Origin of the sequence: Streptomyces sp. NPDC050549 (assembly GCF_040655035.1) — a bacterium.
Taxonomy (GTDB): Bacteria; Actinomycetota; Actinomycetes; order Streptomycetales; family Streptomycetaceae; genus Streptomyces.
The window spans coordinates 15,166-30,906 of sequence record NZ_JBFAJD010000030.1 but is presented as its reverse complement, the minus strand read 5'-3'; the positions used below and the strand labels follow the sequence as shown (position 1 = coordinate 30,906).

General features: G+C 68.9%; 15 protein-coding genes and 1 pseudogene. 6 read left to right on the top strand and 10 right to left on the bottom strand.

Annotation, left to right across the window (positions count from 1 at the left end):
* Positions 1-33: 33 nt before the first annotated feature.
* Positions 34-1,059 (top strand): ATP-dependent 6-phosphofructokinase, encoded by a 1,026-nt coding sequence (locus AB0I51_RS33820; protein ID WP_019073126.1) that lies wholly within the window; start codon positions 34-36, stop codon positions 1,057-1,059.
* A gap of 54 nt (positions 1,060-1,113) precedes the next feature.
* Entirely contained in the window at positions 1,114-2,061 is a 948-nt protein-coding gene (locus AB0I51_RS33815) for a phosphotransferase (protein WP_362981822.1), read from the top strand.
* Positions 2,062-2,093: 32 nt separating this feature from the next.
* On the opposite strand, the gene AB0I51_RS33810 is transcribed toward AB0I51_RS33815, so the two are convergent.
* The gene (locus AB0I51_RS33810) at positions 2,094-2,723 is read right to left on the bottom strand and encodes a helix-turn-helix transcriptional regulator (RefSeq protein ID WP_362981954.1); all 630 of its coding nucleotides are present in this window, start codon (positions 2,721-2,723) and stop codon (positions 2,094-2,096) included.
* Positions 2,724-3,211: 488 nt separating this feature from the next.
* A pseudogene (locus tag AB0I51_RS33805) lies at positions 3,212-3,586 on the bottom strand (flavoprotein); the annotation flags it as partial.
* Between the two features lie 214 nt (positions 3,587-3,800).
* Here AB0I51_RS33805 and AB0I51_RS33800 point away from each other — a divergent pair.
* A complete protein-coding gene (locus tag AB0I51_RS33800; protein WP_362981820.1) occupies positions 3,801-4,454 on the top strand; it encodes a class I SAM-dependent methyltransferase in 654 nt (217 codons plus the stop codon).
* A gap of 127 nt (positions 4,455-4,581) precedes the next feature.
* On the opposite strand, the gene AB0I51_RS33795 is transcribed toward AB0I51_RS33800, so the two are convergent.
* The gene (locus AB0I51_RS33795; protein ID WP_362981818.1) at positions 4,582-4,902 is read right to left on the bottom strand and encodes a tetratricopeptide repeat protein; all 321 of its coding nucleotides are present in this window, start codon (positions 4,900-4,902) and stop codon (positions 4,582-4,584) included.
* 107 nt (positions 4,903-5,009) lie between these two features.
* On the opposite strand from AB0I51_RS33795, the gene AB0I51_RS33790 reads away from it, so the two are divergent.
* Positions 5,010-7,124, top strand: a complete 2,115-nt coding sequence (locus tag AB0I51_RS33790) for a tetratricopeptide repeat protein (protein WP_362981816.1) — start codon at positions 5,010-5,012, stop codon at positions 7,122-7,124.
* Here the strand turns inward: AB0I51_RS33790 and AB0I51_RS33785 are convergent.
* The 5 genes from AB0I51_RS33785 to AB0I51_RS33765 form a co-directional block, all read right to left on the bottom strand.
* Positions 7,114-7,953 carry a carbohydrate ABC transporter permease gene (locus AB0I51_RS33785; protein WP_362981814.1) on the bottom strand — a complete coding sequence of 280 codons (840 nt, stop codon included), beginning with the start codon at positions 7,951-7,953 and terminating at the stop codon, positions 7,114-7,116. The two genes, AB0I51_RS33790 and AB0I51_RS33785, sit on opposite strands and share 11 nt — an antisense overlap.
* 3 nt (positions 7,954-7,956) lie before the next feature.
* Positions 7,957-8,772, bottom strand: coding sequence for a sugar ABC transporter permease (locus AB0I51_RS33780; protein ID WP_362981952.1), 816 nt, complete (start codon positions 8,770-8,772; stop codon positions 7,957-7,959).
* Between the two features lie 152 nt (positions 8,773-8,924).
* Positions 8,925-10,295 carry an extracellular solute-binding protein gene (locus AB0I51_RS33775; RefSeq protein WP_362981812.1) on the bottom strand — a complete coding sequence of 457 codons (1,371 nt, stop codon included), beginning with the start codon at positions 10,293-10,295 and terminating at the stop codon, positions 8,925-8,927.
* A gap of 83 nt (positions 10,296-10,378) precedes the next feature.
* Positions 10,379-10,774 (bottom strand): hypothetical protein, encoded by a 396-nt coding sequence (locus AB0I51_RS33770; protein ID WP_362981810.1) that lies wholly within the window; start codon positions 10,772-10,774, stop codon positions 10,379-10,381.
* A gap of 356 nt (positions 10,775-11,130) precedes the next feature.
* Positions 11,131-12,045: a hypothetical protein gene (locus AB0I51_RS33765; RefSeq protein WP_362981808.1), complete on the bottom strand. Its 915-nt coding sequence runs from the start codon at positions 12,043-12,045 to the stop codon at positions 11,131-11,133.
* Between the two features lie 191 nt (positions 12,046-12,236).
* Here AB0I51_RS33765 and AB0I51_RS33760 point away from each other — a divergent pair, with 191 nt between their 5' ends.
* Positions 12,237-13,442 carry a histidine kinase gene (locus AB0I51_RS33760; protein WP_362981806.1) on the top strand — a complete coding sequence of 402 codons (1,206 nt, stop codon included), beginning with the start codon at positions 12,237-12,239 and terminating at the stop codon, positions 13,440-13,442.
* Entirely contained in the window at positions 13,430-14,080 is a 651-nt protein-coding gene (locus AB0I51_RS33755; protein WP_362981804.1) for a response regulator transcription factor, read from the top strand. The genes AB0I51_RS33760 and AB0I51_RS33755 overlap by 13 nt, the downstream gene beginning before the upstream one ends.
* Before the next feature lie 4 nt (positions 14,081-14,084).
* On the opposite strand, the gene AB0I51_RS33750 is transcribed toward AB0I51_RS33755, so the two are convergent.
* Together AB0I51_RS33750 and AB0I51_RS33745 are read right to left on the bottom strand one after the other, a co-directional pair.
* The gene (locus tag AB0I51_RS33750) at positions 14,085-14,318 is read right to left on the bottom strand and encodes a hypothetical protein (RefSeq protein ID WP_362981802.1); all 234 of its coding nucleotides are present in this window, start codon (positions 14,316-14,318) and stop codon (positions 14,085-14,087) included.
* A 521-nt stretch (positions 14,319-14,839) separates the two neighbouring features.
* Positions 14,840-15,703: a 5'-methylthioadenosine/S-adenosylhomocysteine nucleosidase gene (locus AB0I51_RS33745; protein ID WP_362981800.1), complete on the bottom strand. Its 864-nt coding sequence runs from the start codon at positions 15,701-15,703 to the stop codon at positions 14,840-14,842.
* Positions 15,704-15,741 lie beyond the last annotated feature (38 nt).

Genomic DNA, 15,741 nt, shown 5'->3' with positions numbered 1-15,741 from the left:
CCGGTCTCAACAGCGAGCAGGAGACACAGCACGATGCGCATCGGAGTTCTCACCGCAGGCGGCGACTGCCCCGGCCTGAACGCCGTGATCCGATCGGTCGTGCACCGAGCGGTCGACAACTACGGCGACGAGGTCATCGGCTTCGAGGACGGCTACGCCGGACTGCTCGAAGGCCACTACCGCACCCTCGACCTCGACGCGGTCAGCGGCATCCTCGCCCGCGGCGGCACGATCCTGGGCTCCTCACGGCTGGAGCGCGACCGGCTGCGCGAGGCCTGCGAGAACGCGCTGGACATCGCGCGGGACTTCGGGATCGACGCCCTGATCCCGATCGGTGGCGAGGGCACCCTGACGGCGGCGCGCATGCTGTCGGACGCCGGATTGCCGGTGGTCGGGGTCCCCAAGACGATCGACAACGACATCTCGTCGACGGACCGGACCTTCGGCTTCGACACGGCGGTGGGGGTGGCGACGGAGGCGATGGACCGCCTCAAGACGACCGCGGAATCCCACCAGCGAGTGATGGTCGTCGAGGTCATGGGCCGGCACGCGGGCTGGATCGCGCTGGAGTCCGGGATGGCGGCGGGTGCCCACGGCATCTGTCTGCCCGAGCGTCCCTTCGACCCCGCCGACCTGGTCAAGATGGTCGAGGAACGCTTCGCCCGCGGCAAGCGGTTCGCCGTCGTCTGCGTCGCCGAGGGCGCCCACCCCGCCGAGGGCTCCATGGACTACGGCAAGGGCGAGATCGACGCGTTCGGCCACGAGCGCTTCCAGGGCATCGGCACGGCACTGGCGTACGAGCTGGAGCGCCGCCTCGGCAAGGAGGCCAAGCCGGTCATCCTCGGCCACATCCAGCGCGGCGGCGTACCGACCGCGTACGACCGGGTGCTCGCGACGCGCTTCGGCTGGCACGCGGTGGAGGCGGCGCACCGGGGAGAGTTCGGCCGGATGACGGCGCTGCGCGGCACGGACGTGGTGATGGTGCCGCTGGCGGAGGCGGTCACCGAGCTGAAGACGGTGCCGAAGGACCGGATGGACGAGGCGGAGTCGGTCTTCTAGCCGCTGGTGCAGTGATCGCGTGAGTTCACTCATGGCCATGGCAGAGTCGTCGTCATGACGTCGGACGACCTGGACGACTTCGACGACCTGGCCGACCTGCCGGAGTGGCTGGGCGGCTGGTGCGAGAAGCACTTGGGGAGCGGGCCGCAGCGCGTGCTGTTCCAACAGCAGTCGATCTCGGCGGTGTTCGGGCTGCGTCTGGCCGACGGCCGGGACGTCGTGGTGAAATCACGGGAGGACGACGGCCGGACCGCCGCGTGCGTCGCCGCACAGGCCCAGCTGGCGGAACGAGGGTTTCCGTGCCCCCGGCCGATCACGCCCGTGTCCGCGGTCGGCGCGCTCGGTGTGCACGCCGAGGAGTTCCGGCCCGGCGGCGAGGTGCTGCCCGGCGACTCGCCGGAGGTCGCCGTGCGGTACGCGGCGGTCTTCGCCCGGCTGATGGCCGAACTGACCCAGGTGACCGTCGAGCCGCCGCTGCCGAACCCGCGCTGGGCACGCTGGGACCACACGGATCCGGGGCTGTGGCCGGCGATCGGCGTCCTCGACGAACGGGACCAGAGCGCCGTACCGGCGTACGTAGTCGAGACCGCCCGGCGAGCCCGCACCCGCCTGCTGGGGGCCGGCCTGCCGTGTGTGCTGGGGCATGCCGACTTCGAGGCGCAGAACCTCCGTTGGCGCGGCGGCGAGGTGGGGGCCGTGCACGACTGGGACAGCCTGGCGTGGCAGCCGGAGGCGGCACTGGTGGGCACGGCGTGCGGAACGTTCTCCACCATGTCGCCGCCCACGCTGGCCCCGATCGACAGTTCCGCCGCGTTCCTGACGGCCTATCAGGAACTTCGCGGACGCCGGTTCACCGCGCAGGAGTTGGAGATCGCCTGGGCGGCCAGTCTGTGGCCGGCGCTGCACAACGCCCGCTGGGAGGCTCTCCACGGAGACCCTCCGGTGTGCCTCGACGCGGTCCGCGTACAGGCGGCCGAGCGGTTGCGGCGGGCGAACGCGTAGTGGGACGGAGGGCTAGGTAGTGGGACGGAGGGCTAGTACGTACTCCTCTCGACCATGGCCCAGAAGCGGTCGATGATCTGGTCGAGGAAGTCGCGGCCGGCCTCGCTCGCGTCGCCGGGGGAGTTGCCGCCGGCCCAGCTGAGGGTGGCGAGCATCTGCCCCTGGTAGTCCTGGTGGAGTTCCTTGAGGGAGTCCTCCAGGAGGTGCCGGTCCAGGGGCACCATTTTGCCGATCGGCCGTACGTAGGCCTGCCAGCGGGTGGTCACCGCGCTGCGCAGCAACTCCGCGAGCTTGGCGTTGCGTCCGGTGACGCTGATGAAGTCGGGCAGCGAGAGGTCGAGCACATCGGCGAGCGCGGCGGACTGGCGCTCGGTGCCGCGCCACTCGTCGTTCTCCTCCATCCGCAAATACACGAGGAGTTCGAGCCCGACGGCACGCGCGATGTCCTCCGGCGCGAGGCCACGGGCGAGCCGGTGCTCACGCAGCGTGCGTGGCCTGCCGATGAGTTCACTCGCGGAACACCACAACACACCCGCGAGCGCGGTGAGTTCGGGACTCGACGGAGCGGTGAGCCCACGCTCCCAGGCGATGACCAGGTCCGGAGTGACATAGGGCAGCCCGAACGAGGCACGCATTCCGTACGCGACGTGTTCGGGACCCATGTTCAGAGCGGTCCTGAGCCTGCGCGCGGCGGGGGCGTTGAACGGCGGTGTGGGCGGCGTGGACTGGCTGGGTTGAGCTGAGGGTCGGCGCACGGGGCACAAGTTAGGGGCGCCTGGGTGCGGTGACTACGGTCTGTTCGGCCAGGATTACGGATTGTATGAATGTACGGATTCGATCGGGTGGGGGAGATCGAATGCGGCTGGGCCGGCGGTGGATGGTGACGGTGAGTGATGGCTGGGGGAGTCGGATGGTGACCTGGGGGTGGTGAATATGCCGCTCTACCTTGCCATTTGCCGGAGCGGGGGGCATTGGCCGAGGGAGTGGGGGGTGGTGCGGCGGTCCCGAGTGTGTGGGCGGGGGTCGAAGAGGAGTGCGTTTGTGGTGGGGGTGATGATCGGGTGTGGGGGGAAGTGGGGGTGGCGGGATATCGACGGTGGGTGTGGGGCGGGCTTGTCGGCCCGACGGCCGCTGACCGCCGGTCAGTGGTTCAGGTGCGCACCGCGTCCACGGCGGCGTCGAGCACCAGCGTCCAGGGGAATTCCCTCGGCTTGCCCTGCCCGGGCTGGTTCGGCACGAAGCCGCCCTCGCCGTAGAGGAGTTGTACGCCCATGGCACGCAGCTCGGCGACGCTGCGCTCGAACTGCCGGTGCTGCACGTACGCCGAGTTGACGCAGGGCATGGCGACGATGGGGATGCCCTTGCCGATACCTTCGGCGACGACGCCGACCACGAAGTCGTGGGTCAGCCCGAGTGCCCACGAGTTGATCGTGTTGAAGGTCGCCGGCGCGACCGCGATCACGTCCGCCTTCGGCCACACGTCAGGCTCGCCCGGCATCTTGTATTCGCTGCGCACGGGGTGGCCTCGACGGCCTGTGTCTGCGCACCGGCAACTTCCTGAAAAGTCAAGGCCGGCCCGTGGACGAGGAGTTGTGGGCCATCGACGGCACGGACTGCTCGCCGTGCGACGACAAGGTCCCCGACAGCCACTGACCACCCGCTACAGTCGGCCCCCGCTCTTCCGCTCCCCGGGAGGGCGGGGGCCCCAGCCTTCCGACATGACGCAGAGGAACGACGCCGTGCCCGTACCCCACGACATCCCGGCCGGGACCGAACTGTGGGACGCCTACGCCGAGGCCGCGTTCAAGGACGATGCCGAGCCCACGTTCTGCTGGACGCAGTACGCCGGTCATGGCCCCGGTCCCGAACTGCTCGGCGATCCACGCAGTGTGCTGGAGATCGGGTGCGGGACCGGTCGTGCACTCGCGCACCTTGCAGGGCGGGGCGTCAGTGCGCAGGGCGTCGACCTCTCGCCGGTCATGGTCAAGAAGGTGAGCGAACGGTGGGGCGGTACCGGCGCCCAGTTCGCTTGTGGGGAGGTCTTGGAGTATCTCGGCTCGTGCGAGGACAGCTACGACGCGGTCTACTCGATCTTCGGCGCGGCCTGGTTCACCGACCCGAGTCGGCTCTTCCCGCTCGTACGGGCACGACTCAACCCGGGTGGTGTCTTTGTGTTTTCGCAGCCGCCGGCCATTCCTGGCGCGTACGGACCGCAGGGCATGTACAAGGGGGGCTTCGCGGGCAAGGCGATGTTCACGTACCGGTACAGCTATCGGCCTGCTGTTTGGGAACGGTTGCTGACTCGGGCCGGGTTCGCGGCGGCTGTGGCGGCCGTTCTTGATGCGCCTGAGCTTGGCCGTATTGGGACGTTGATCGTGCGTGGCGAGGTTTAGCGCCAGTTCACGACTAACCGGACGGGCGTGCGTGGTACTCCCCTTGCCGATTGGCGGCGGGCTGGCATGTGCCGTGGCAGGCGGCGTTGCAGGTGTTGGGGTGTGGGTGGATGCGGGAGAGTGGTGGTTATTGCTGTTCTGCGGCCCGGGCGCGGGCTTGGGCCGCTTCGGTGGGGGCGTTGGCTCGGGTAAAGGCGTCGGCTGACTGGAGGAAGCAGGTGTGGGCCTCGGGAGAGCGGCCGGCGTCCCCGTGGAGCAGGGCGAGGTTGTAGAGGACCTTGCCCGTCCAGTACCAGTCTTCGAACTCCTGGTAGACCTCCAGCGCCTTCGCGTACGCCTCGACCGCCTCCGCCATCCGGCCCTTCTTCCGCAGGGCGCTGCCACGTTCTGCCGTGTATTCGAGCGGCTGCGCGGTCAGGACGGCGACCGTGGGCGGTGTGTCGGGCACCTCTTCACGGTACTGCCAAGTCGCCTGGCCAGAGCGGGTGTTGGGCGGGGGCCGTGGGCGTACCGTATTGGCACGCGATTCGGGGGCGGCGGCACGGGGACGGCACGATGGGTGAGCAGTACGGCGGGGATCATCAGGATTTCCGGGGCGGGAAGTTCAACGGCCCCTTCACCGCGAAGGCGGAGTACCACCAGCACGGGCTGGCGCCCACCGCACTCGATGCCTTGCCTCCTAAGGTGGCCGGGTTCACCGGTCGTAGTGACCAACTCGGGGAGCTGCTCGGCGCGTTCGACCCGGGTGGGAGCGGCGAAGCGCCGGGTGCCGTGCTGGTTGCTGCGGTGTCTGGGCTCGGGGGGATTGGGAAAACCGCGCTTGCGGTGGAGGCGGCGCACGCGGCCCGCGGCAAGGGGTGGTTCCCGGGTGGTGTGCTCTTCGTCAATTTGCATGGGTACGACGATGATCGCGTTACGGCGGAACAGGCGCTGGAGACTCTGCTGAGGGGGCTGGGGACGCCGCCGGAACACATTCCTAACGGGGCGGATGCGCGGGCTGCGTTGTATCGATCGGTACTCGCCGCGCGGGAGCGGGAGTTGGGGGCGGTGCTGGTCCTGGCCGACAACGCGTCCTCGGCTGAGCAGGTGCGTCCGTTGCATCCCGGGGGTGGGCGGCATCGGCTGCTTGCCACTTCGCGGAGCAAGTTGCCTCAACTGGGGGCGCGGCTGCTGGCGTTGGGGGAGTTGAGTCGGGGAGAGGCGTACGACCTTCTGGACCGGGCGTTGCGGATCGCCGCTCCGGGGGATGCGCGGGTGGTGGATGAGGGGGAGGCGGCTGCCGAACTCGCCTTGCTCTGTGGGCATTTGCCCCTTGCCCTTCAGATCGCTTCGGCTTTGCTCGTCTTCGACAGGGACAAGACCGTGGCCGAACTGGTGGCGGAACTTGCCGAGTCCGGTGACCGGCTCCTGCACCTCGACGACGGTGAGCGCAGTGTGCGGGCCGCCTTTGACTTGTCGTATGGGCGTCTGCCGGCTGAACAGGCGCGGTTGCTACGGCTGTTGGCCCTGGCTCCGGGGCCCGAGGTGACGGACGAGGTCGTTGTCGTGCTGGACGGGGCGGATGCTGCGCCGGTGCGGGTGCTCGATGCGTTGTCTCGGGCTCATCTTGTTGAGCGGGGGAGTGGGCGTGGGCGGTGGCGGTTGCATGACTTGGTGCGGGTGTTCGGGGTGAGTGTGGTTGAGGGGAATGTGAGGTTGTGGGAGGAGGGGGAGGAAGCGCGGGAGCGGGTGCTGGAGTTCTATCTGCGGTGGGCGAGGACGGCGGACGCCTGGCTGCGGTGGCTGCCGGGGAGACCGGAGCCGGAGCGGTTCGGGGATCGGGCGGAGGCGTTGGCGTGGCTGGACTCCGAGCGGGCGGGGCTGGTGGCGGCGGTGCAGTGGGCGCGGGAGGATCGGTTCGCGGACACGGCGGTGCGGCTGTCGCAGTGTCTGGCGGAGTATCTGGACTGGCGGCGCTCTTTCGACGACTTGATCACGGTGTGCGGTGTCGCGCGGGAAGCCGCCCACCGCGCCGGTAATAAGGTGGACGAGGCCAGCGCGTGGAATAGCCTCGGCCTCGCCCTGCGGGAGGCGGGCCGGGCGGAGGAGGCTGTCGACGCCCATACTCGCGCCCGCGACCTGTGCCAGGCCGCCGGGGATCAGCACCGCGAGGCCATCGTGTGGAACAACCTCGGAAGCGCCCTGGGAGAGGCGGGCCGGGCGGAGGAGGCGATCGAGGCCCACACTCGGGCCCGTGACCTGTTCCAGACCGAGAGGAACCGCCAGAGCGAGGCCATGGCGTGGAACAACCTCGGCTTCGCTCTGGGGGAGGCGGGCCGGGCGGGGGAGGCTGTCGACGCGCACACCCGTGCCCGAGACCTGTTCCAGACCGTTGGAGACCGCCATGGCGAGGCCACTGCCTGGAACAACCTCGGCGCCGCCTTACGAGCCACGGGTCTGGTGGAGGAGGCGGTTGAGGCGTACGAGAAGGCCCTGGAGGGCTTCCGGGAGTTCGAGGACTGGTACCGAGTGGGCCGCACTCTTTGCAACCTGGCTCTCGCCTACCAGCATGCCGCCCGCCCTGCTGAGGCCCGCACCTGCTACCTCCAGTCGACTGACGCCTACACCCGAGCCAACGCTCCTGCCGAAGCCGCCCAAGCCCGTACCTGGGCCGAAGAGATCACCCCTTAACAGCCCCACCCAAAGCAAACCCCCCACCCAACCGCCGCGCCACCAGCACATACAACAAAATCACCGGCGTCGAATAAACAACCGAGAACGCGGCCAACTGCCCATACGCCACCATCCCCCGATTCCCGAAGAACTCATTGATGCTCACGCTCGCCGGCATCTGATCCGGTGTGAGCAGCAGCATGAACGGGACGAAGAAGTTCCCCCACATCATCACGAACGAGAAGACGGTCACCACCGCGACGCCCGGTCCCATCAGCGGAAGAACGATCCGCACGAGGGACTGGAATGACGACGCGCCGTCCGTCCACGCCGCCTCCTCCAGCTCCTTCGGTACGCCGTCCATGAAGTTCTTCATCAGCCAGATGGCGAAGGGGAGTTGGGAGGCGGCGAAGAAGAAGATCGTGCCCTGCATGGTGTCGATGAGGTTCACCTGCACGAACAACGCGTACACCGGCACCATGATCGCGGTGATCGGAAGGCTCGTCGCGAAGAGGATCGTCAGTAGGAACGGGCGATTGAGCCTCGACCGGAAGCGGGAAAGCGGATACGCCGCCAGCGCCGAGCACACCACCGTCAGCAGCGTTCCGCATCCGCACAGGATCAGGCTGTTGAGGAGGGGTGTGAAGGTGATGTCCGAGTTCAGGATCGCGTGGAAGTTGTCCAGGGTCAGGCCGTCGGGGGCCTTCACCTTGAGGTTCGCGTGGGCGTCGAGGGACGACAGGACCACCCAGAGCAACGGGAGCACGAACGTCGCCGCGACCACCAGCAGCCCCGCGTCCGCCGCCAGGCGTCGGGTCGTGCGGCGGGAGGAAAGGGTGAGTGCCATGGGTCAGACCTCCGTCCGCAGCAGGCGCATGTAGATCACCGAGAAGAGGGAGCCGACCAGGAGCAGGAGCAGGGCGACCGCCGTGGCGTAGCCGATCATGCTGTTCTGGAAGGCCTGTTCGTACATGTAGAGGGGGAGGGTCTGGCTCTTGTTTCCCGGGCCGCCTCTCGTCATCACCCAGATCAGTCCGAAGACGGAGAGGGTCTGGAGGGTGTTGAGCATGAGGTTCGTGCCGATCGAGCGGCGGATCATCGGGAGCGTGATGTGCCACATACGGCGCCAGCCGCCCGCGCCGTCGACCTCCGCCGCCTCCGTGATCTCCTTGGGGATCTCGTTGAGGGCCGCTGAGTAGACCAGCATCGAGAAGGCCGTTCCCCGCCATACGTTCGCGAACGACACCGCCAGGATCGGGAGCGTGAACAGCCAGTTCTGGGACGGGAGATGGAGCCAGTCCAGGATGGCGTTCAGGGTGCCTTCGCGGCGGAAGAAGGCGTAGAGGAGGAAGCCGGCCACGACCTCCGGGAGGACCCAGGCCGTGATCACGATCGCGCCGGTGAGGGTGCGGACCGGCTTTGAGGCGCGTTGCATGAGGGTCGCGAGCGCCAGGCCGAGGGTGTTCTGGCCGATCAGGGACGACAACACCGTGAACACCAGTGTCAGCCAGACCGCGTTGAGGAATTCCGAGTCCTTGAAGGCCGTACGGAAATTCGCGAAGCCCACGAAGGACGAGTGGGCCTGGCCGGTGAGTTGGAGGTCGGTGAAGGCGATGTAGGCGCAGTAGCCGATCGGGACGGCCAGGAAGAGGAGCAGGAGGGTCAGGGCGGGGGAGAGGGGGAGGAGTTGGGTGAGGACTCGGCGGAGGGCGGGGTGGTCGCTGCGGGGGTGTTGTCGCTGGTGCGCGGGCTGTCGGGGAGCCGGGCCCGGGGCGGACTTCGTCGCGTCCGGGCCCGCCGCTTGCCGGGGTGCGGTGGTCACTTCTGGGTGACCTGGTTGTCTGTGGCCGACTTGAGCTCGTCGTCGTACGAACTCGCTGCCTTGTCAACCGACATGTCGCCCGTCGTCACTCCCTCCATCGCCTCCTGGATCGCGGTGGAGACCTTCGGGTACGCCGGGTAGGCGGGGCGGTAGTGCGTGCTCGCCACCAGGTCCGTGAAGAACTTGATGCCGGGCTGGGCGTTGGCGTAGGCGGGGTCTGCGGCGACGTCCTTCCGAACGGAGATACCGGAGTTGGCGATGTACCACTTCTCCGCGTTCGCCTTCGTCTGCATCGTCTTGATGAAGTCGAAGGCGAGGTCGGGGTTGCCGGCCTTGGAGGGGATCGCCCAGGTCCAGCCGCCGGACATGCTCACCTTGCCGGGGGCCTGGCCGGTCTGCGTGGGCATGTACGCGAGGCCCAACTCCTGTGACCAGTCCGGCCATTCATGACCGCTGCCCTTCAACCACGCCTGCGGCAGCCACGATCCGTCGAGGGCGATGCCGAGTTTGCCCTTGGGGAGGAGTTCACCGGCCACGTAGGTCTGGATGTTGGGGTCGAGCGCGTCGGAGACGTCCGGGCCGAGCTTCTCCTTGTAGACCGTGTGGACGAAGGAGAGGGCGTCCTTGAAACCTTGGCTTCCCGCGATCCACTTCTTCGACGACTTGTCGTAAAGGGGGTCCGTGGTGCCGTCGTTGGTGCCGTAGAGCAGCATCTCGAAGCCCTGCATGGTGGCCGCTTCGCCGGCCGGTTTGCCCGTGTAGACGTTGAGGGGGGTGACGTTCGGGACCTTCTGCTTGATCGTACGGGCCGCGGCGAGGACGTCGGCCCAGGTCTTCGGCTGCCAATTCGCGGACAGGCCCGCCTTCTTGAAGATTCCCTTGTCGAACCAGAGCCCGCGGGTGTCCGTCCCGTCCGGGACGCCGTACGTCTTCCCGTCCTCGGCCTTGGCGGCCGACTTCGCCGTGTCGACGAACTGGTTCCAGTCCGGCCACTTGGAGAGGTAGGAGTCGAGGGGCTTGAGGTAGCCGGACGTGATGTCGCTGTTGATGAGGAACGTGTCCTCGTAGACCAGGTCCGGGGCCGTCTTCGGGGAGCGGAGCATCTGCTGGAGCTTGGTGTAGTACTCCGAGTCCGGGGCCTTGATCGGGACGAGCTCGACCTTCTTGCCGGGGTACTGCTTCTCGAACTGCTTCTTCATGTCGGCGAGGTAAGTGTCCATCACCTTGATGGAGTTGTCCGTCGACTGTTTGAAGGAGATCTTGACGGTGTCCGGGCTGCTGCCGGATCCGCTGCTGCAGGCCGTGAGGGTTGTTGCGGCGAGGGCTAGGGCTGAGATGGCTGCGAGGGTGACGGCGGTGGGGCGCACGGGCACGACCTCCTACGGCTCACATCGTTGTGACCTGGGCCTGGGGGAATGGCTGCCCGGTGAAGGTAAGTGGAGTGGTCTAGTCAGGTCAATGAGTCTGCGCGGGATTGGGCGTCGGCGGCTTCGGTGGGAGCGTTGGCTCGGGTGAAGGCTTCGGAAGCCTGGAGGTAGGTGCTGTGGGCTTCGGCGGCATGGCCGGCAATTGTGTGAGCGCGGGCCAGGTGAGTGGGAGTCTGCCTCGCTTCGCACCAGTCCCCTGAGCCCCGGCGACTCTCCGCGGCGATGCCGTATGCCTCAATCGCCTCTTCCGCATCGGCCGCTTCCAGCAGGACGCTTCCGACGTGATCCAATGCCTTGGCCTCGCAGTAAGCCTGGCGCAGATCAATTGCGCGAGTGTGGGCCTTGACGGCCTCTTTGGCGCGGTCGGCGTTCTTCCCGGGCCCACCTCGCGGCTGACGCCAGACCCGGTCGCTCCCCATCCAGCCAGGCCGGCGCCTCTGTTCGACTCGCGAACCGCTTGGGTTCCGGCTTCCCCGGTACCGGTACCCACCGCAAGCGTCTGTCGGCCTCGGTCACCCGTCGCAGGTGGAACTCCAGAAGCCGTTCTCGTACGGCCTCGTCTTCCTCCTGCAGCGCCATGTCTTCCCGTGCCATGCTCAGCCCGGACTCTCGAACGAGGCCGTGGAGTCGCCACCAGACGTCCGTGCCTCGCAGAGCTGGCGGTCATGCCGGGCCCGGAGGCCCGCGGCCCTCTTGCAGGACCGCCGAAGACACAGCGGGGGCGGCGACGGAGCGTCGGTTGGTGTGAGCCTCCCGGGACGGACCGAGTCGGGTGTCAGCGTGGGCGGAAGAGGTTGGCGAGGTTGAGGACCACCAGTCCGGCCCAGGAGATGAGCAGTGCGGTGGTCCCGCCGGGAGCGAAGGTTGTTGCGACGGTGCCGAGGATCAGTGAGAGCAACAGGACCCTGAGCTCCGCCCTTCGGTCGCGGACCACAGCTCGCTGAAGAGGGCCGGGCTCCGCCAGCCGCTCGGCGCACAACTCGTCGAACGACGCGGCGACGCGGTCGTCGATCCGGTCCCCGAACCGTTCGACGAACAGGTCCACGATGGCGTCCTCGCCCCCGCCTTCCCTGTGCTCGGTGGGCTGGGGGCGTTTTGCCGGTGCCGGGGGTTGCTCGGTCATCGTGGTCTCCTCCAGAGGTGTGGGCGGGGGCGTGGCGGCAGCACCCGCAGTGACATCGGGTCGGCGATGGTGGGGCGGACGATCGTGGCCGGGGCGGCAGGAAGCGGTGGCCAGCACGACGCACAAGGCCGCCACCGGTAGCTCCGCGACGGCGGCCATCGCGATCGCTGCGGCGAGTTCGGCTCCGCGGGCAGAGGTGACGATGTCGAACCAGGCGTCGACGATCAGCAGCGCGGCGGTTGCCGCCGCGGTGATCGGGTGCCGAGGATCCCGGCGCAGCAGCAGTGCTCCGGTGGAGATGAGGCCCAGGGCCTCCAGCGCATCCAGCCCCAGCCACGCGGCCGACCAGTGCGGGACCCTGGGCGCGGTGGGCAGCGTGGCCGCCAGCACCAGCAGCCAGGGCAGCAGCACGAGGCCGCACCCGATCAACGCCACGACGGGCCACCGCCTCCTGCCGATGGTGCCTTGCTCTCGCAGCACAGAGGTGCGCGGCAAGAAGAGCACGTCCGCGATGGCGGCGGGCAGCGCGTCCGCAGCACCGCGAGCTGCCGAATCGACGAGGGCCATGGGGCTGCGTCTCCTCCCGGATGCGGGCTTGCGTGCCTTACATGGACAAGCTTTCCGGGCGGCGGGTGCGCGCGTCGGTAACGCGAAGGTCCGACTTGGGGGTGGTACTGGCTTCACCATCGATCCGGATGCACGGTGCATGGCATGTGCGTCACCAGGCGTTCTACCGTCGCGTCATGAGGAGTTTCCGGATGCTGCGACGCGCATTACTTCGAGCGCGACGGGACACCGGCTTCGTGGCAGCCGGGATTCCACTGCACCTTGCCCTGACGGCGCAGTGGGTCTGGGGCGTGACCATCGTCGTGAAGGCGAACGCGTGGGCCGTGGTCCCGATACCGTTCACGCTGTTCCTCGTCGGCGTTCCGGCGCTCACCGTTGTTCAACGGCACCGTTATCGAGCGTTACTCGGTGTGGACGTCCCCCGGCTGACGGCGACGCCGGAACGACGGTGGCCCCGGCGTGCCCAGCGGTGGCTGTCCTCGGCCCAGACCTGGCGACAGGTCGGATACCACCTCCTGCTCGGGCCGTTGCTGGCGGCGCTGGAACTGCTGGTGCTCGCGGCGTGGGCCGTGGCGGTGGCGGGCGCCACGTCCTGCGGGTGGGCCTGGGCGCTGCCGGGGGAGGAACGCCCGCAGGCGTTCTTCTACACCGTCGGCGGCGTCGTGCTGCTGTGCGGCGCACCCTGGCTGGCCGGGGCGGCGGCCCGGACCGAGGCCCGGCTCGCGCCGGCGCTGCTGGGGCCGAGCCGGAACGAGCGGCTTCGGCAGCGTGTCGAGCACCTGGCCGAGAGCCGCACCGACCTGATCGAAGCCGTCGACAGCGAGCGCCGCCGCATCGAACGCGACCTGCACGACGGCACCCAGCAGCGCCTGGTCTCCCTCGCGGTCAATCTGGGACTGGCCAGGGCAACCCTCACCGACCTGCCGGACGATGCCCGCACCGCCATCGACGAGGCACACCGCGAGGCGAAGGAGGCCATCGCCGAACTCAACGACCTGGTCCGGGGGTTGCACCCCGCGGTCCTCGAAGACCGAGGGCTGGACGCTGCGCTGTCCGGCCTGGCCGCCCGGGTACCGTTGCCGGTACGCCTGCGCGTCGACATCGGAGATCGAGCGGCGCCCGTCGTGGAGTCGGTCGCCTATTTCGTGGTCTCCGAGGCGCTGACCAACGTCACCAAGCACGCCCGCGCCACCCGCGCGGAGGTGACCGTCGAACGGATCGGGAAGGTGCTGCGCGTGAACGTCACCGACGACGGGAGCGGTGGCGCCGACGCCTCAGCCGGCAGTGGGCTGAACGGACTGGCCAAACGCGTCGGCTCCGTCGACGGAACGTTCCGCGTCAGCAGCCCCCCTGGGGGCCCGACCACCCTCACCGCGGAGCTGCCGTGCGAGCTGTGATCGCAGAAGACTCGGTGCTGCTGCGCGTCGGGCTCGTCAAGGTGCTCGAGATGGCCGGCTTCCTGATCGCAGCCGACGTGGGTGACGCGGAAGCCCTGTTGACCGCGGTCGAGCAACACCGGCCCGAACTTGCCCTGGTCGATGTCCGCATGCCACCGGCCTTCACCGACGAGGGAGTGCGCGCCGCGCTGGTGATCCGCCGTCAGTGGCCCCAGACGGCGGTGGTTCTGCTCTCGCAGTACGTGGAGGAGCGGTACGCGGCCGATCTGCTGACCGCCCACACCAACGGAGTCGGCTACCTGCTCAAGCAACGTGTCGCCGACGTGGAGGAGTTCATCGCCGCGGTACGGCGGGTCGCGGACGGCGGCACGGCGCTGGATCCCGAGGTCGTCGCCCAGTTGCTGCTGCGCCGCCACAGCGACCCGTTGGAGCGGCTGACGCCCCGTGAACGAGAGGTGCTGGCGCTGATGGCCGAGGGACGCTCCAACGCGGGGATCGCCGAGGCACTGGTGGTCAGTGACAGCGCGGTCGCCAAGCACATCAACAACATCTTCGCCAAACTCGGCCTGCCCGCCGCCGACGCCGACCACCGACGCGTCCTCGCCGTGCTGCGATTCCTCGGGGTGCCCCCGAACTGACCGGCTACGGGAGAGTGCCGATGGCCGACGACGCGAGCGCGACTGTCCGCGCAGCTCGATGCGCCCGACGAGCCGTCGTTCGACGACGGGCTGCGGCCACGGTGTCGCGGAGTTCGTACGCGGCCCGACGGGGCACCCTGGCGCGGGTGGCGATCTCGCTGTCACTGCGGCCCCAGCCGATCGCGGCCGTGACCAGACGCAGGCGCTTCTGACGGGTCGTCTCCAGATTCTTGTCCACGGCGTCCTTCGGGTTCTCCACTCGGCGATGTCGGCGCCTACGACCGCCAGCCGGTCCCGGTCCCAGCCTCGGTCGCGCAGCTGCTCCCGGTGAGCGGCGGCGGCCTCCCATGCTCCCCGCAGGCGCCACCCCTGTCGTGCGGCGTTCTCCTCTTCGCGGTGGGCCCGGCGGTCGAGTTCGGCGTCGGTGGAACAGCCGCCGATACAGCCCGTGCTGCTCCGCCGCCGTCTGCGGAGGACCCGGCCCCGCACCGAAGCCGACGAACAACGTTTCGCCGCGAAACCACCCGTCCCGCACCGCCCGATGCGCGGCACACAGTGCCAACGACGTCTTCCCGATGCCCCCCCAACCCGGAGACCGCACAGATCACCACGGGCAGGTCGGACTCCGCGGCCGGGTCCAGTACGGGGAACAGTCGCGCCAAGTCCTCGTCCCGCCCGGTGAATCCGGCCGGTGCCGCGGGCAACGCGGCAGTGGCGACCGGCACCGGTCCACGCGTCGAACCGTGTCGTGAGTGACCGCTACCGGTCTCCCCGCTCCACCCGTTTCGCGACGAACGGCCCGTTGAAGGTGCTTCCCCGGAAGTCGAGGTGGTCGCCCGCGTACGTCGATCCGCGAAAGGGCCTCTCCTCGGAGTCGTCGGACCCATGGTCCGAAGTCCCCGACCGCGCCCGGAACGGCCTCAGTTCCCGCAACACCGCCATCGCCGCGGCGGCAGCGTTCGCGGCGGCCCGTGGCTGTGAACCGCCGGCATCGGCGCGGGACTTCCTGGCGTCGGCCTTGTCGCTGATCCCCCGGATCACCAGCGCGTCCCCGCCCGCCAGATGCACTGCACTCGCGATTCCGGCCCCCTCCATCTCGATGGCGGCGGCGTCGCCGTAGTGCGTCCGCAGATGTTCCGCCAGTGCGGACCGGGCGGAGGCCAGTACGACGTCCCCGGCGGCGATCGGCTTCAGGTGGACGTGCGGATCCCCTCGCAACGCCTCGCGCGCCGCCTGCTCCAGCCGGTGCGAGGCCCGCCACGCCTCGGGGCGTACCAGGAACTCCTTGTCCGTCTCCTTGCCGCCGTGGATGCCGTACAGCTTCGTGGCCACCACGACGTCGCCCAGCCCGATGTCGGGTTTGAGACCGCCGGCGACCCCGACGAAGAACACGGCCTCGGGTTCCAGCCACGACATGATCCGCTCGGTGAGCGTGGCCGCCGTCAGATTGCCCTCGCCCAGCTCCAGCAGGGCAACGCGCCAGGGGGTGTCCGACAGGCGGCCGACCGTGGCCAGAGTCCCGTACCGGGGGTGTTCCTGTTTCTGCGCGCCCGTCAGATGCTCCCGCACGGCCGTGTACTCCAGCGGCAACGCGGTCAGCACCGCGACAATCGGTTGCGTCACTCCCCTAAGGTATTCCAAGTGGCCTGCACATATGCCGT

Excerpts from the sequence above, each read along its gene's own strand:
- AB0I51_RS33770 (WP_362981810.1), bottom strand. The coding sequence starts at position 10,774 with ATGGGGAGCGACCGGGTCTGGCGTCAGCCGCGAGGTGGGCCCGGGAAG.
- AB0I51_RS33785 (WP_362981814.1), bottom strand. The coding sequence starts at position 7,953 with ATGGCACTCACCCTTTCCTCCCGCCGCACGACCCGACGCCTGGCGGCG.
- AB0I51_RS33815 (WP_362981822.1), top strand. The coding sequence starts at position 1,114 with ATGACGTCGGACGACCTGGACGACTTCGACGACCTGGCCGACCTGCCG.
- AB0I51_RS33760 (WP_362981806.1), top strand. The coding sequence starts at position 12,237 with ATGCTGCGACGCGCATTACTTCGAGCGCGACGGGACACCGGCTTCGTG.
- AB0I51_RS33810 (WP_362981954.1), bottom strand. The coding sequence starts at position 2,723 with ATGGGTCCCGAACACGTCGCGTACGGAATGCGTGCCTCGTTCGGGCTG.
- AB0I51_RS33820 (WP_019073126.1), top strand. The coding sequence starts at position 34 with ATGCGCATCGGAGTTCTCACCGCAGGCGGCGACTGCCCCGGCCTGAAC.
- AB0I51_RS33790 (WP_362981816.1), top strand. The coding sequence starts at position 5,010 with ATGGGTGAGCAGTACGGCGGGGATCATCAGGATTTCCGGGGCGGGAAG.
- AB0I51_RS33765 (WP_362981808.1), bottom strand. The coding sequence starts at position 12,045 with ATGGCCCTCGTCGATTCGGCAGCTCGCGGTGCTGCGGACGCGCTGCCC.